At 35.5% G+C, this 15623-nt stretch carries 12 protein-coding genes and 1 tRNA gene; 5 read left to right on the top strand and 8 right to left on the bottom strand.

Translation table 11 applies throughout. The features are described from left to right. Positions 1-87: 87 nt before the first annotated feature. Both NST91_RS06850 and plsY read right to left on the bottom strand, forming a co-directional pair. Positions 88-1686, bottom strand: coding sequence for an aminotransferase class V-fold PLP-dependent enzyme (locus NST91_RS06850; protein ID WP_341330553.1), 1599 nt, complete (start codon positions 1684-1686; stop codon positions 88-90). A 16-nt stretch (positions 1687-1702) separates the two neighbouring features. After that, on the bottom strand, positions 1703-2272 hold the full coding sequence (gene plsY / locus NST91_RS06845; RefSeq protein ID WP_341330552.1) for a glycerol-3-phosphate 1-O-acyltransferase PlsY: 570 nt from the start codon (positions 2270-2272) through the stop codon (positions 1703-1705). Between the two features lie 187 nt (positions 2273-2459). On the opposite strand from plsY, the gene NST91_RS06840 reads away from it, so the two are divergent. Beyond that, a tRNA-Ala gene (locus NST91_RS06840) sits at positions 2460-2531 on the top strand. A 73-nt stretch (positions 2532-2604) separates the two neighbouring features. Here NST91_RS06840 and NST91_RS06835 read toward each other — a convergent pair. Beyond that, a complete protein-coding gene (locus NST91_RS06835; RefSeq protein ID WP_341330551.1) occupies positions 2605-3519 on the bottom strand; it encodes a TetR/AcrR family transcriptional regulator in 915 nt (304 codons plus the stop codon). 375 nt (positions 3520-3894) lie between these two features. Between NST91_RS06835 and NST91_RS06830 the strand changes: the two genes are divergently transcribed. Beyond that, positions 3895-5379: an aldehyde dehydrogenase family protein gene (locus tag NST91_RS06830; protein WP_341330550.1), complete on the top strand. Its 1485-nt coding sequence runs from the start codon at positions 3895-3897 to the stop codon at positions 5377-5379. A 60-nt stretch (positions 5380-5439) separates the two neighbouring features. Here the strand turns inward: NST91_RS06830 and NST91_RS06825 are convergent, their stop codons facing one another. After that, positions 5440-6054 (bottom strand): YitT family protein, encoded by a 615-nt coding sequence (locus tag NST91_RS06825; protein WP_341330549.1) that lies wholly within the window; start codon positions 6052-6054, stop codon positions 5440-5442. Between the two features lie 249 nt (positions 6055-6303). Continuing rightward, entirely contained in the window at positions 6304-6825 is a 522-nt protein-coding gene (locus tag NST91_RS06820; RefSeq protein ID WP_121449602.1) for an N-acetyltransferase, read from the bottom strand. 263 nt (positions 6826-7088) lie between these two features. Here NST91_RS06820 and NST91_RS06815 point away from each other — a divergent pair, with 263 nt between their 5' ends. The 3 genes from NST91_RS06815 (at position 7089) to NST91_RS06805 (ending at position 9485) form a co-directional block, all read left to right on the top strand. After that, on the top strand, positions 7089-7820 hold the full coding sequence (locus NST91_RS06815) for a glucosaminidase domain-containing protein (protein ID WP_341330548.1): 732 nt from the start codon (positions 7089-7091) through the stop codon (positions 7818-7820). 124 nt (positions 7821-7944) lie between these two features. After that, the gene (locus tag NST91_RS06810) at positions 7945-8709 is read left to right on the top strand and encodes a CPBP family intramembrane glutamic endopeptidase (protein ID WP_341330547.1); all 765 of its coding nucleotides are present in this window, start codon (positions 7945-7947) and stop codon (positions 8707-8709) included. A gap of 95 nt (positions 8710-8804) precedes the next feature. Further along, entirely contained in the window at positions 8805-9485 is a 681-nt protein-coding gene (locus NST91_RS06805; RefSeq protein WP_341330546.1) for an SIMPL domain-containing protein, read from the top strand. A 220-nt stretch (positions 9486-9705) separates the two neighbouring features. Here NST91_RS06805 and NST91_RS06800 read toward each other — a convergent pair whose 3' ends face one another. The 3 genes from NST91_RS06800 to NST91_RS06790 all read right to left on the bottom strand — a co-directional run bounded on the left by NST91_RS06800 (position 9706) and on the right by NST91_RS06790 (position 14963). Beyond that, entirely contained in the window at positions 9706-10860 is a 1155-nt protein-coding gene (locus tag NST91_RS06800; protein WP_341330545.1) for a mannitol-1-phosphate 5-dehydrogenase, read from the bottom strand. A gap of 6 nt (positions 10861-10866) precedes the next feature. Next, on the bottom strand, positions 10867-12954 hold the full coding sequence (locus tag NST91_RS06795) for a BglG family transcription antiterminator (protein WP_341330544.1): 2088 nt from the start codon (positions 12952-12954) through the stop codon (positions 10867-10869). Between the two features lie 98 nt (positions 12955-13052). Further along, entirely contained in the window at positions 13053-14963 is a 1911-nt protein-coding gene (locus NST91_RS06790; RefSeq protein WP_341330543.1) for a PTS mannitol transporter subunit IICBA, read from the bottom strand. Positions 14964-15623 lie beyond the last annotated feature (660 nt).

Here is a 15623-nt window from a genome sequence, read left to right as displayed (position 1 = left end):
ATGCTGAAGGCACCCTTCTGCCTTTCGAAGTAATTGGCTTATACCAGAGAGCCAATAGCGCCTAAATCTAGAAAAAAAGAAAACCCTCTATACCGAAGGTTCTCCTAATTTTGTATATTGATTTAATAATAACTCAAACACGCGTAGCATTCTTACTATTTTCTTTTCATCGTGACTGCTTATGCAGGAGATTTGAATCCATCTCTTTTCTTGTAAATAGCTGCTTTCATAGTGAAGGTAATACCCCTGAAGTGCCATATCATCTCCAAAGTCCTTTGAAGAAATATGCTTTGGTAGTAATACCGTCATGATTGCAGGTGACGAAGATTCTTGTGGTGTTAAAATTTGTAAACCAAGACCTTCAAGATATTCACGAATCAACTTGTATCTTGTTTTTATTTCAGAATAAAATTCATCTTTTTCATATTTATTAAGAGCTTGATTTAATGCCTCTAGCAAGTTCGAGGAATGGGAATATGGAATACTTTGATTAATGGCATACATTCCGAGATCTAAATATCTTGGAATTGTCTGATTTGGCTCGATTTCATGATTATGGAAGACAAATGAGAGTCCAGTGTAGCCACCAATTGCTTTCCCGCTCACACCTGATGCTAAATATATATCCTTGAAATCAAGTTTAACTGCTCCAATTGTACTAATACAATCCAAACATAGCTTGATATTGTTCATCATGCAGATTTCTTTTAAATTTTCATAGTTTATAAGCATACCTGTAGAGGTTTCGCTATGGACACTCCAAAGCCATGTATACTCACCTTTTTCAAGTTCACTCTGAATATCAGCCTCTGTAAGAGGGGTTCCCCATGTTTTTTCTAATCTTGTAAAAGTTAAACCAGCTCGATTTGCATGATCAATTAATCTTGAACCAAACTCTCCATTGCTAATTATTAGGCCTTTACCCCCTAATACAGATAGCTGAGCAGCAATAACATCATTTGCTAAAGTACCAGATCCAACTAAAATTTCGGCATGCTTTGAGTTTGTCATTTTACATAATTTCTCTCTTACAGACTTCATTTGAAACAAAAATTCGTTCGAACGGTGGGAAATTGGCTCCTCTGCAAAAGCCACTTTTACATTCCCGCTTATTTTAGTTGGGCCAGGCAAAAAGCTAACAGGTTCTTTTAATATTCTCCCAGCCAAAGATTCATCGAAGGTTTGTTTTGTTAAATACATTGGCCAAAACGATGCAGTTGACGTCCCAGTTAGAGATGCGAATGGTTTGAATCCCAATTGACGATATAATTTTTCTTGTCTTGTTGTTCCAGAGATTAAGGCGACATCATAGCCTTCTTTCAAGCAATAATTAGACATAAGCTGGGCAAGACCGAAGAAAATCCTCCCATTATTACGATATTCTTCCTCAACAGCTAGCAAACGAATTTCACAAGGACTATTTGGTTTAACTGGCAGTTGTTCATCAAGATTTGAGAGCTTATGATCAAGTGAAAACGGTCTGTTTGCCCTTACAGCAATCATACCCACTAATTTAGAATCCTTTACGCAAATTAAATACGTATTTTCATCATGGAATTTATCAATTAGCATTTTTTCTTCATTTTTTTCATGCTGTGGAATTTCTTCAACAAATGTTTTGTAGTTTAAACGATGGATTTGATTAAATTCTTGTTTTGTCCGTGCTATTTTATATACAAATGTCACGTTGGAATCACTCCGCTTATTTGTTTTTATTCAATAATTTTTCCTTTAGGTTGTCACGATGTGCCACTAATAATAGGGCGATTACAATAAAAATAAGGATACATTCACGGATGGAATAATCCATGAACCAATAGATGACTGGTACAGTTAGAAAGGCAGACATTCCAGCAATTGTAAAGCTTCTTACTATCAATAATAAAAGAAGGAAGATCCCACCAAATACTAAAAATGGTTGATAAGCCAATACAACTAATCCACCTGCCGCGGTTGCTATTCCTTTTCCGCCTTTAAATTTGAGGGTAATTGGCCAAATATGTCCGATAACGACTGCGATTAAAGCGAGAATTTGAATTTCAAATGAAAAATTCAAGTATTTTGCACCTAAAACTACAGCCATCCCTTTTAAAACGTCACCAATGGCTGTTAGCAAAAATCCCTTCTTTCCTAGCAATCTACCAGCATTCCGAGCCCCTACGTTCCCACTTCCGAGCTTGCGAATATCCTCGCCCTTCATAATCTTCATGACGACATATCCGGTCATAATCGTTCCTATAAAATAAGAAGCTAATACATATAAATAACTCACAAGTCCACCACCATTTTAGGTTTAATCAATTTTACCATTTATTTCTGGTTATTTATATCAAAATAATATGATTCGTTTACAGCTTTTTTAATAGATTATATGAAATTTTGGACAACCTCATGCAAAAAAAACGAATAAAATATTGTCTATTAAAAAGCCACATGATATAATTTTGCTAAATTCATACGGGGTTGTAGCTCAGGGGGAGAGCATTTGCCTGGCAGGCAAAGGGTCGTGGGTTCGATTCCCATCAACTCCATCATTAAAGTCACTCTTTTATTCCACATTGAGTGACTTTTCTTTTTCGATAAAAGCAGAACAGACCCGTTCAGTTAGGATTGGGTCTGTTCTTGGTTTAAGATATGCTCTCTCACAAAGTGAGCAAACTGAGCAAGCTCCTCGGTTCGTTGAAGCTCCTTGCTCATCACTAGTGATAGTAGTGAGCTCTCGATGAGAAAAAGACGTGGAAGTTTGTTATTCATAGCTTCTTCTTGAATGAAGTCCACTAATTGATGAAATTTTTCCTTTTCAGGTTCATTTTGATGAATCTTCATAATTGCCTTTTTCAAATCATTTGATACTTCGAAAAATTGATTTTGAACATTCTTTCCCCCTGCATTCTTTTGAGGCAACCATGTTTCTAGTAACTCAGGATTCAATAGCTTACTATTTGTCTTATCGACATCATCGACTAAAGTTATTAAGCGATCAACACAATATTGAATGATGGCTTCATGATCAACTTTCGGACCGTATGTAAAAAAGTGATACTGAAATGATTGTTGTAGCATTCCGGAAAAAAGAATGGCACAATCCAATAAATACTCACGTTTCTCTTCACCAAATAAGTCAATAAAACGAAAATAAAGCCATCTTAGTTGCAATAATTGAAATTGTTTTACAAACTGCTTTAGGTCTGGATCATTCGATACGAGCGCCTCTTCAATTAGTGCATAAAGTTTGTTTTGCTTATTTAGACGGAAAAAGAGACCTAGTTGTTTACTAAAGATATCAATATTCGCAAGGTTTTCGCCTATTAATAATTTATTCCGTTCTTCTTCGTTTTTGATTTGTATTGAGTTAAAAACGGCCATGAACAGTTCGCTTTTTGAAGAAAAATAGTTATAAAAGGTCCCCTTTGAAATCCCGCTAGAATCTAGAATATCTTGGATTGATGTGGCTTGGAAACCTTTTTCCATAAAGAGTTGATGAGCCTTTTCTAAGACATATTGTTTTCGTTCATTCATGTTCAATCCCTACTTTTGTACTACCATTTTTTAAATTTTATAGTATATGATTTAAATAAAGAATTCAAATAACATATGGAATAACTTTTGCAAATTCGAAATTATTTCAACAATTTTGTTAACCGCATTTGCTTCTACATTAAAACTTCCATCGTATTTCATGATGCTCCATGCACAGTAACAATTCTTCATTTATACATTTAATAGTAGAATAATTGATTAATCAATCATCCCTTGTGTCGAAAAAACCCGTCATGAATTGTCGGAATTTTTTACCAAAAGTTGGTTGATTACTAGTTTTAAAATGTTAACATTAGTATTGAAGGTGTTTTTAGCACCTGTATTGCTAGTTTCATATTAAAAAGGAGGAAGAGAATGAGCCAATTAATTTTTGCATTACGAGAAAAGGTTGAGTCATTTTTAAGAGGGACTAAGAAGCTTTACATCAATGGAGAATTTGTTGATAGTGCTTCTGGTAAAACGTTCGAATCCTATAATCCAGCTACCGGGGAAGTTTTAGCAACTGTCAGTGAAGCTGGACCAGAAGATATTGACCGTGCGGTAAAAGCTGCCCGAAAAGCTTTTGATGAAGGCCCTTGGCAAAAAATGTCCGCAGCCGAAAGAAGCCGTATCATGTATAAACTGGCAGATTTGATGGAGCTACATAAAGATGAGCTAGCACAGTTGGAGACATTGGATAATGGAAAACCGATTCGTGAAACATCAAATGCAGATATTCCTCTAGCAATCGAACATATGCGTTATTATGCTGGATGGTCTACGAAAATTGTAGGGCAAACTATTCCTGTAAATGGACCATTCTTAAACTATACTCGTCATGAGGCAGTTGGTGTTGTGGGACAAATCATTCCATGGAACTTCCCTCTATTAATGGCAATGTGGAAGCTTGGTGCAGCCCTTGCAACTGGTTGTACGATTGTATTAAAGCCAGCTGAACAAACTCCTCTTTCTGCTCTTTATTTAGCAGAGCTAATGGAAGAAGCAGGATTCCCAGCTGGGGTAGTAAATATCGTTCCTGGCTTTGGTGAAACAGCTGGTCAACCTCTAGTTGATCATCCATTGGTTGATAAGATTGCATTTACTGGTTCAACAGAAGTAGGAAAAAGCATTATGGAAAGAGCCTCCAAAACATTAAAACGTGTAACATTAGAATTAGGAGGAAAATCTCCAAATATTATTTTACCTGATGCTGATCTTTCAAAGGCAATCCCTGGTGCATTAAATGGGGTTATGTTTAACCAAGGTCAGGTATGTTGTGCCGGGTCACGTGTTTTCATTCAAAAGAAACAATTTGATAATGTTGTGGCAGACATGGCAAGCCATGCTGAAAAGATTAAACAAGGGGCAGGTTTACATTCTGATACAGAAATTGGACCGCTTGTTTCAATTGAACAACAAAATCGTGTTTTAGGATATATTGAAAAAGGAATTAACGAAGGTGCAGAACTAGTAGTAGGTGGTCAAAAACCATTTGAAGAAGGCTATTTCGTATCGCCAACTATTTTTGCGAATGTAAAAGATGAAATGACAATTGCGAAAGAAGAAATCTTTGGTCCTGTTATTTCGGCAATGCCATATGAAGACCTTGATGAATTAATTGCACGTGCAAATAATTCTGAGTATGGTCTTGCGGCAGGTGTATGGACACGAGATGTTGGAAAAGCACATTATATCGCAAACAACCTACGAGCTGGTACAGTATGGGTGAACTGCTACAATGCATTCGATGCAGCTTCTCCATTTGGTGGCTACAAGCAATCTGGTATCGGCCGTGAAATGGGATCCTATGCCCTAAATAACTACACAGAAGTTAAGAGTGTCTGGGTTGCTATGAATTAAAAAGAATAGTGCAATCCACAGAAGGCGAGAACCACATTGAGGGTTCCCGCCTTTTTTTAGTTAAAACGTACTTGTATCATGTTTTTGAATTTGCGTTTTTGGTAATTGGACCTTATATAAAAGATCGATAATCCGTGTGCTTATAAATTGACTAACGAGCGCAAAAATAATGATTTTCCAATCGACGATGATTCCTGTGGTAAGCAAAATTGTACCATTAATGGCAAACAGTGTTTTTCCTGGTGAAAACCCTTTAAGTTTTGAAATGATTAAAGCCAAAATATCCATTCCACCTGATGATGCACCCATTCGAAATAATATCCCAATTCCAACACCAAAGATGATAGAACCTACAATTAAATCTACGATTACATTTGATATTGGATTTGTTATCAATGGAGTGATCAGACGGATGGTGAATGCTGTAACTGTGACACAGTACAGCGTCCAAAGCGCAGCATCTTTACCAAGCCATTTAATCGCTGCAAATAAGAGACCCGCATTTAGTACCCAAAGCGTAATATCAAAAGGAGTACCCGCTAAAAAATTGACCAGTACTGAGACACTCGCAGCTCCTCCAGTTGGAATATAATGCGGGAATAAAAAGGTTGCCATTGCAAAGCCCTGAATGATTGCTGCAATTCCAAGTATTAGACCTTTGTTTATTATTTTCATGACGTGAGCTCCTATGACTAAACCAGATTTTATTATTATGGTACCATCTTTTATGAAAGTTAAAAAGTAACTAACCACCTTCAAATCTTGCTAATAGTTCATATGGTCTCACTCTATATGCTTCATATGGCACATAATCACCCTTTTATCGCATCAAAGTCATCAATCGTTTGGGACATTTAATAATTCCATAATAAAAAGACCTGCTTTACCGTAAGATAGCTGGTAAGCAGGCCTCTTTCTTTTTAATTAATCTTTCCAAATAATTTCACCCGATTTTGTTGTAGGATCGATTTCAACTTCGAAATCGTGTTTTTCATAAAAATAGATCAGACGATCAACATGGTCCCAGTCTCTTTTTGCGATATCACCTGTAATAACAGGGATGTTTTGTTCTCGCGCAATCTCCTTTAAATGATTCATGCAAATTGAACCATAGCCCTGGTTCGCAGGTCCTTTGATATCACCGATATGAATTGCATGATCTTCATCTTTGTATTGTGCCTGAAGTGAGAAATCCCAGTTACCTCTATAGGCTGTGTCACAATCATTCACCATGATTTGGCAACGATTTCCATCATCAAAGGCAGATACAATTACCCATTTCTCATCCTTTGTTTGGTCAATACCGATGATTTGATGCTTTTTGGAGATTTCTTTAATGTTATCTTGCATACGAAAAAGCTGAAACTGTAAATCCTCTAAATCCTGTTTGACCTCTGACGGGCTCTTGTTCAGATCCTCTTTCATTAGCAAACTTTGAAAATACATGACTAACACCTTTCATTGTATATTTTTTGCCTTAAAAGCAATTTACTTCCATTTTATTGATAAAAATGGGAAATGTTTACGTTTTTGACAACGAACATACAATTTCTGATTATACTAGACTAGTACTATATTTGCAAACAACCTATACCATCTGTCATCTTTTTATAAGATTGTTATAACCTCTTTGTAACATAACTGTCATTTTACTATGTTAGGATAGTTCCATAAGTGGGAAAAAGGTCTTATGAAGGAGGTAGGATACTTTGAAAATTTCAAACCTTATACTCAAAAAACCAGCTCTTATTTATATAATTGGTGTTGTAATCATTATAGGTACAAGTATTTTCGCTACCATGCAGCATTCAAATGCTGAAACACTTGAAAAGAAAGACACACCAGCAATCAATCCAGTACAAGAATTAAAGAAAGAAAAAATAAATAATCAAAAACCGCAAGGCGAAAGCAAGCCTGTGCAAATGGCTTCAAAAAATTATAATATAGAACAGGAAAATACCATTACTGGTTTAGAATTGGACAAGCATTTAAAGGGAAATTTAAAGGGTTTAGGACCAAACTTTGTAAAGTCCGGTGAAGAGCACGAAATTGATCCTGTATTTTTAGCAGCATTAGCTGCTCAGGAAACCGGTTGGGGCAATTCTGATATTTCAACCTCACCTTGGAATAATATTGGAGGCATAACATGTATGCCCGATATTTACGCTGATGTTTTTGGTGAAGATTATCCAAACCCTGGTTGCCAGGAACTAGTCGAAGGTGGAACAGAATGGCAAAAGTTTCTTTCTATTGAAGATAGTATCCATTTTAAAGCAATCTATTTAAAGAAATACTATGTAGAGAATGGAAATGAAACAATTGGTGAAATCCAAACAATCTATGCTCCAAATCAAGCAGCGAATGACGCCACTGGCCTAAATAATCATTGGGTAAAGAATATTGTATCCATTATGAATAATGTTAAAGAAGATCAAGTATGATTAAGGTGCCTGAAAGGGTACCTTTTTTTGTTGAGTTAAAAAAATAATAATGAACTTTCTCATCACTTCATTCGTATTATCTACGGAAAATAAATGATAACGATAACGAATGAGGGGGCTCATTATGACAGAGTTTTTTATATTTTGGATAGCTGCATCAATTGGGGCAATCGTGGTTATGCCCTATCAGTTTAATATGTTAAAAGGAAAAATTGAGGAGGATGCAAAAAAGAATCCCACTAAAAAAATTCCTCCTACTCCCGTACTTGTTTTTATGAGTATCATTCAAAGCGTTGTATTATTAGGAGTATCCGCATTTATTGGAACATGGCTCGCTCCGAAAGTTGACTTACATTGGTGGCTAATTGATTCCTGGTTAGTTGGGAGCGCTATTCCATACTCCATTTCAGGGGCCATTCTACTGAGTATTGTGATTGGATTTGTTGCATCCATTATTATCATCGGTTTGGATATTCTTTTCATGAAAAAGATACCTAATGTTCAAATGGATGAACCTTCAAGATTTCAATCGTTTTTGGCTTCTTTCTATGGTGGAATCTCAGAGGAGGTTTTAACCCGCTTATTCTTGATGACCGCAGCGGTTTATGCATCAAGCTTCTTAGGGCTTGGAGATCTTTCATATTGGATTGGAATCATCTTTGCTGCCGTTTTATTTGGCGTAGGACATTTACCAGCTGCTTTTGGAGTTTTCGGCAAATCAAAAATCGTGATCATCCGTACAGTTTTACTTAATGCCATACCTGGAATTTTGTTTGGGTATTTATATTGGAAGTTTGGAATTGAAATCGCGATGATTGCTCACTTTACAGGGGATATTTGTTTACATGTCATTTTTGGACCATTGTATAGAAAAAGAATGGCAGGCTAATCACGAATTCGTGGGCTTTATTTTTTTGAATGCACACAGAAAGGTTCTCGAAGTAATACAATACCAAAAAGATCATTTTGGGAAGGAGCTCTTCTATGTATTATTATGAACCGTGGATGATGCGTTCACAACCTAAAAGGAACAATAGTACGAATACACATAGAATGAAAGTGAATGGTGAGGGAATTGTTACAACTGCGCCGAATATCGCCACCATCACATTGGGTGTCATCACAGAAAGTAACACAGTTACTGAAGCACAAAATGAAAATAACCAACTAACAAAAAAGATCATAGATTCTATATTAGCACTAGGGATACCAAATGAACATATTAAAACAGTAGATTTTCGAATCGACATCATATATGACTATGAAAACTCTAAACAGACCTTAAGGGGCTACCGAGTCACTCATATGTTACAAATATCCGATGTGGACATCCAAACTGTGGGTACCGTTGTGGATACAGCCGTTCAGAACGGAGCCAATACGGTGACGAATATTAATTTCACAGTACGCAATCCACGCATTTATTATGAACGGGCACTTCAGAATGCCGTTCAAGATGCACAAGATACGGCAAGGACAATCGCCAAAAAACTAGGAGTTGCACTTCAAGAGGTTCCCCTTCAAATTAAGGAACTTTCACAGCAAAGCCCACCTATTCCGTATCAAACTGCAATGTTTGCCAAAAGTGAGGCTGCTACACCGATACAGGCTGGGGAATTGACAATTACTGCTAGGGTGGAAGCGACCTTCTTATATACAGTTTAGAAATAAAAGGCACTGAATTCGGTGCCTTTTTCGTTCTTGTTTTAATCAGTTTCTATTAAGTCCCGGAAGTAATGGCATGCAGGTTTAATTATTAATAACTAATCAGCACCATTTCAATGTTATGTAGTTTTGAGTGTTTAAATAGATAAGTGGTATATTTTTTGGATTCTCTTATTGCTTTTAAAAAAAGACTCAATCCTATCGGATGAGTCTTATCTTATTATTTACTATATTGTACTTTAAATTCTTCGTATTTCTCAATGATTACTTGTGCGATCTCATTTGTCTCGTCTAACTTGCATATGTCTTTTAATACAAATGTGACACCTTGGTCTTGAATCATTTTTTGTAATTCAACTGACTCAGGATCATCCTTAACGTCAAATAACAGACAGGCTGCCGCTGCACTAGCAAGGTTTCGGTAAGACAATCCAAGCTTTTGGGCTTCTACCATCGGTTTTATTAACCTGTCATTTGGTCCTAGCTTACGGAGAGGAGAGCGACCAACGCGCGTCACATCATCATGTAAATGTTTATTCTGGAAACGTCCTAATATTTTCTCAATATACTTTTGATGCTCTGCTTCATGTAATTGATAACGTTCTATTAAGTATGATCCTGTTTCTTCAATGGTTGATTTAACTTTCTCATAGATAGTTGGGTCATTCAGTGTTTGATCAATGGTTTCTTTATCTGCCAAGTAACCAAAATAAGCAGTTACGGCATGTCCAGTATTTACAGTAAATAATTTTCTTTCAATAAAAGGTGCTAGATCTGTAACTTTGGTCATTCCTTCAACCTTTGGAATATCCAAGGTTGTTTCAACAATCCATTCAAAATAGGGCTCTACTAAAACATCTAGAGAATTCTTATTATCTTGTATTGGTACAATCCGATCTACTGCTGAATTAAAATAATATACTTTATCTGTCATTTTTGCGATTTCATCCTGGCTAAATCCTTTTTGGATATAACCTTTTAATAGCTCTGTTGCTGAGATTTGATTTTCGCAAGCAATTACATAGACTTTTTCGTCTGTATTTTCAATCCGAGTTTTCAAGCCCTTTGCAATTAAGGGAGCAATATGAGGTAAAATATTTGGACCAATTGCAGTTGTGATATAGGTTGCTTCTCCTATTGCCTTGATTACCTCTTCTTCTTGTTTCATATTGTTTAATCCCGAAACATGGTTAATTTCTGTCACTTGAGGAACATCTTCTGCTGTTATGACTTTGTATTTTCCATCTTTATTTAATTGGTTGATAATCACATCTGCTATGTCAACAAACGTTACGTGATAACCTGCTTGTGAAAACAATGCCCCAATAAAACCTCTACCGATATTTCCAGCGCCAAAATGTACTACTTTTTTCACAAAAATTCATTCCCTTCCAAATTTAAGCTGTAAGAAGTTTAAAAATGTTTCTTCTAACTTTATACGTATCATCTTTTCATTTGCAGAAGAAAAGATCATTATATTTTCTTTATTTTCAACTATAGTCGTACTTACCATGCTTATAATTTCTAATTCACCATCATTTAATGTTTGTGGAGCAAGAAGCAAAAGAATAGTATATACTTCCATTTCCTTACCATCCATGCCTACTAACTTGTATGGGGAATCCAAATGTGCGATTTGAAAAATGAGTTCTTTTACACTGTCATGTCGGCAGTGAAAAAGAGCCATACTTGTTTGAGGAATCCCCAATCCTCCTTTTGCTTCACGTAGCTTAAGCTGACGAAAGACATCCTTACTATTCGTTATTCTTCCTCTTTGCTTTTCGTATCCTAGCATCTTCTGGATAAGAAGATCATAGGAGGACTCATTTTTCATCTTGTTTATGGAAAAATTGCGAAAGATAGCACGAATACTATCTTGACAAATATCTACTTCATCCATTAAAGCAGTAAGAGATGTCGGACTTTTAATTATCTTCTGTTGCTCATTTTGTTTCGTTGGATAACTAGAATGTTTAGTAATGTTTTGAACATGAGTGCGTAAATATGCTTGAATTGACTCAATGTCTTTTTCATAAAGTAGTGGATTTACATAAACATAGTCAAATTTTTCTTGTAGCGGTAGTAAGACAGTCGAGACAATGATTTGATATTGACTCCAATCCATAGTATGCATTTCTTTTAATGAAATAATATCGGTTGAAGTAATCTCTGGTACCTCTTTTTTAATACGACTAGCCAGCATCTTTGAAGTACCAATTCCCGTAGGACATATGATTAAAGCATGGATCTGAACTTCCTCTTTTTTTAATTCCAAAGCTGATCCGAAATGCAAGACAATATAAGCAATTTCATCATCATAAAATGGAATCTGGGTGAAAATCTTATTAACACTTGTGTGTACAGCCATAAACAAAAGAGGATACTTTTGCTTAATTTCTTCTGTTAAAGGATTAAAATGAGTTAACCCTTTAGTCATTCGATAAATTGTTGGTTCCATATGAGCCATAAGCCCTTGAAACAAAGAAAAGTCTGCAGATAAGTCAACATTCAATTGCTCAGAAACATCATAAATCAATTTCTTAACTGAGCGACTAATGAGGATTTGATCATAGTATGTATTCTCAGTTGTTACTATTTTTGAACCTCTAAAAACAGTTACAAAATTAGAAATTTCATGATCGTTTAACTCGATAGATAATAAATTTGATAATTCACCACATATCTTAATCAGAAGTGAATATTCTTCAGAATTCTTTATTCGATCAACATCTTGTTTTCGTTCAGAAAGAGTATGTCCCTTTTCAATTCTTTGCAAGGAAATACAGATATAGATGATGAACGCAATATAATCACTATCCGCTAATTTTATTTCTGATTGATTTATGTATGAATATACAATTTTATCTGTTGTCTTTAAGTAATCCTTTTTAAGAAAAAATAAGATTTTGTCATTTTGTAGCCTATCATTGGAAAGTAAAAATATGCTTTCAATCAGTTCTTTATTAAAATGAATGAGTAAATAACTAACCAAGGCATTTCTTTTGTCTTCTTCTAATCCGTCGATTTCAATTCCTACGCCTTTTTTACGATTAAGGATAATATCGTAGTTTTTCAACCACTCCATCAAATCATCGATATCTGTGCCCAAGGTTGTTATTGAAATGCCTAGCTCATTTGCTAATGGAGCTAGTTTTATGGGGCCATCTGCATCTAATAGTTTAATATAAGCAAGTAATCTTCTTTCTTCTATTGTAAAATCGATTGGTTTAATCTTATTCAATTCTTGAATCAGTCGATAAAAGTTTTCATTGGTTCCAACTATCGATAACCCGTTATCATTTTCTACCGATAAATCAAATTTCTTTAGAATCTTTTCTATGCTTTTAATATCTCTTTGAATGGTTCTGGTGCTGACATGCAAAAAATCAGCAATGGAAGAGATCGTATGATTTCCACTTTTTTTTACCATTAGGTCAACTATTGCCTTCTCTCTTGCTGTCATCATCATGTCCATCAACTCTTTTCAATCAAAATTATTCGATAAATGATTGAGATTCTTCATAAAATGGAAGAAGAAAGATGCATGTTGCATCTTTCTTGCTTAACTTAATTTTCAAATGAAGCTCCTATAATATCTAGAATTTCATCCGCTGTTTTTGCAGTTGCCATTTTTTCAACGTTTTCCATCTCAGAACAGGTAATAGCAATTGCAGACAGTATTTCTAAGTGTCCGCCATCCTTTCCAGCAATTCCAAAGATTAAACGAACTTTTTGTCCATCATAATCAATTCCCTCTGGAACTTGAATGATGGTAACACCTGATTTTCGAACACTCTTCTTTGCTTCATCTGTACCATGAGGTATCGCTACATCGTTCCCCATATAGGTAGTTGTTATTTTATCTCTTTCAATCATCGCTTCAATATAGGATTCATCTACATAACCACCATCTGCTAAAACCCTTCCTGCAAATCGAATGGCTTCTTCTTTAGAAGAAAATTGTTGATTTACGAAAATATTTTCTTTCCTTAAAACATCTTGATTGCCTGATGGTGACTGATCTTCTACCTTCTCATCACTAGGGGCCTCAACAACAACATCCTCTGTTTTTAGACGTTGGATCAATTCATCATATTTGGGACTCGATAAAAAGTTATCAACTGAAATATGATATGCATTTGGTACTTTTTGTTTTGCACGTGGAGTTAGTTCCTCTTGTGTAATAACAAGTTTTGCATCACTTGGAAGGTTGCTTATAGCTGTGTTCGTAACCTTCATATTTAATCCAGCTTCTTTTACTTTTTTCCTTAGAAGAGAAGCTCCCATAGCACTTGAACCCATACCCGCATCACATGCAAAAATGATATGGTCAATATCTTTAGATGTGAAATCTCCGTTCACGTCTTCTGCACTTAATGCACTTGCTACACTACTTTTCTTCCCTTTCATCTCTTGCATTTTTTGCGATGCATCTTCAATGCTTCCTTCTTTTGTTTTACTTGTTTTTAATATGATTGAAGAAATGAGAAGTGAAACTAGTGCTGCTACTACTACACCCGCAATATTAGCAAAATAGTTACCAGCAGGCGTTACAGCAAGAATAGCTAGAAAACTTCCAGGTGAAGATGGAGCTACTAAACCACCACCAAGAACAGATAAGGTGAATACTCCGCTTATTCCACCTAGTATAACAGCAATAAACAATAGAGGATTCATTAATACATATGGGAAATAAATTTCATGAATCCCACCAAAGAAATGGATGATACTTGCACCAGGCGCTGTTTGCTTAGCTGTTCCTCTTCCAAAGAAGCAATATGCTAAAAGAACTCCGATACCTGGTCCAGGGTTTGCTTCTAGCAGGAATAAGATCGATGCTCCAGTTTGTTTAACCTGCTCTATCCCAATTGGTGATAAAACACCATGATTTATTGCATTATTTAAGAACAATATTTTTGCTGGTTCAATTAAAATGCTTGTTAATGGCAGAACGCCTACTCCTAACATCCATTCTACGCCAGTCACTAACCAGCCCGTAAGGACACTTACTCCAGGTCCTACTAACAAGTATGAAAGAATAGCAAGTATGCCACCTAATATCCCGGAAGAAAAGTTATTTACTAACATTTCAAAACCAGTTTTTACTTTTCCTTCTATTAACGAGTCAAACTTTTTGATGACCCATCCACCAATCGGACCCATGATCATGGCTCCAAGGAACATTGGTATTTCTGCTCCAACAATGACACCCATTGTTGCAATCGCACCAACGACACCACCGCGAGCGTCATAAATAAGTTTACCGCCAGTGTAACCGATTAATAATGGTAACAAATATTTTACCATTGGGTCCACTAATGAAGCCAATTCCTCATTTGGAAACCATCCTGCTTCAATAAAAAGAGCTGTAATTAACCCCCATGCTATAAATGCTCCAATATTCGGCATAACCATGGAGCTTAAAAAGTTACCGAATTTCTGCACGCCAACTTTAATCCCTCTATCTTGTTGAGTCATTTGACCCACTTCCTTTCAAAATCATAATACCTATATATTAATCTTAGGAAGTAAACCGCTTTCAAACAATGAAAAGTAGAACTAATTTTGTCTCAGCTATCTATGCCAAAACTTTAATTAATCTGATGTAGCCTTATGCTATTGCCTGAATCCTAACCTTAATGTTAACGATTCCTTATTTTTTTATTCTTCTTTATTACTAAATTTCATATTTCATACATTAATTATCGAACAATAACCCAAAAGTAAATAACATTGTACGCTTTTTTAATCGAAGCCATTTATTTCTACAGTAAAAATAAAGAAGTTAATTCACCAGAACCGTATTTTATATAAATTTCTTATATCCTCATCATTCGGTTCTACTCCGTCACTTTACCATTAAATCTAGGCTGCTGGTAAAAATCCAATTTCGCTAGTGCAATAAGTCTTCAATTAATTTGATTATAAAAGTTCTATATAAACACAAAAAAGCAGTGTTATTTCTGAAGTGAAATACACTGCTTCTATACCTGTTTTTATCAATTCCTTTTTCAAAAGAGAACGTCCTAATATGTTAACAAACGTTCATATTATATTATTACTTGTTATTTCATTGAGTGCCGTTCTTTATATCTCAAGAAATGCATCTCAAAACACCCCTTTAGGACTTTCTCTGAG

Origin of the sequence: Ferdinandcohnia sp. FSL W7-1320, assembly GCF_038050315.1 — a bacterium.
Taxonomy (GTDB): Bacteria; Bacillota; Bacilli; order Bacillales; family Bacillaceae_L; genus Ferdinandcohnia; species Ferdinandcohnia aciditolerans.
The sequence above is the reverse complement of the archived record's forward strand: the minus strand, read 5'-3'. Positions and strand labels throughout refer to the sequence as shown.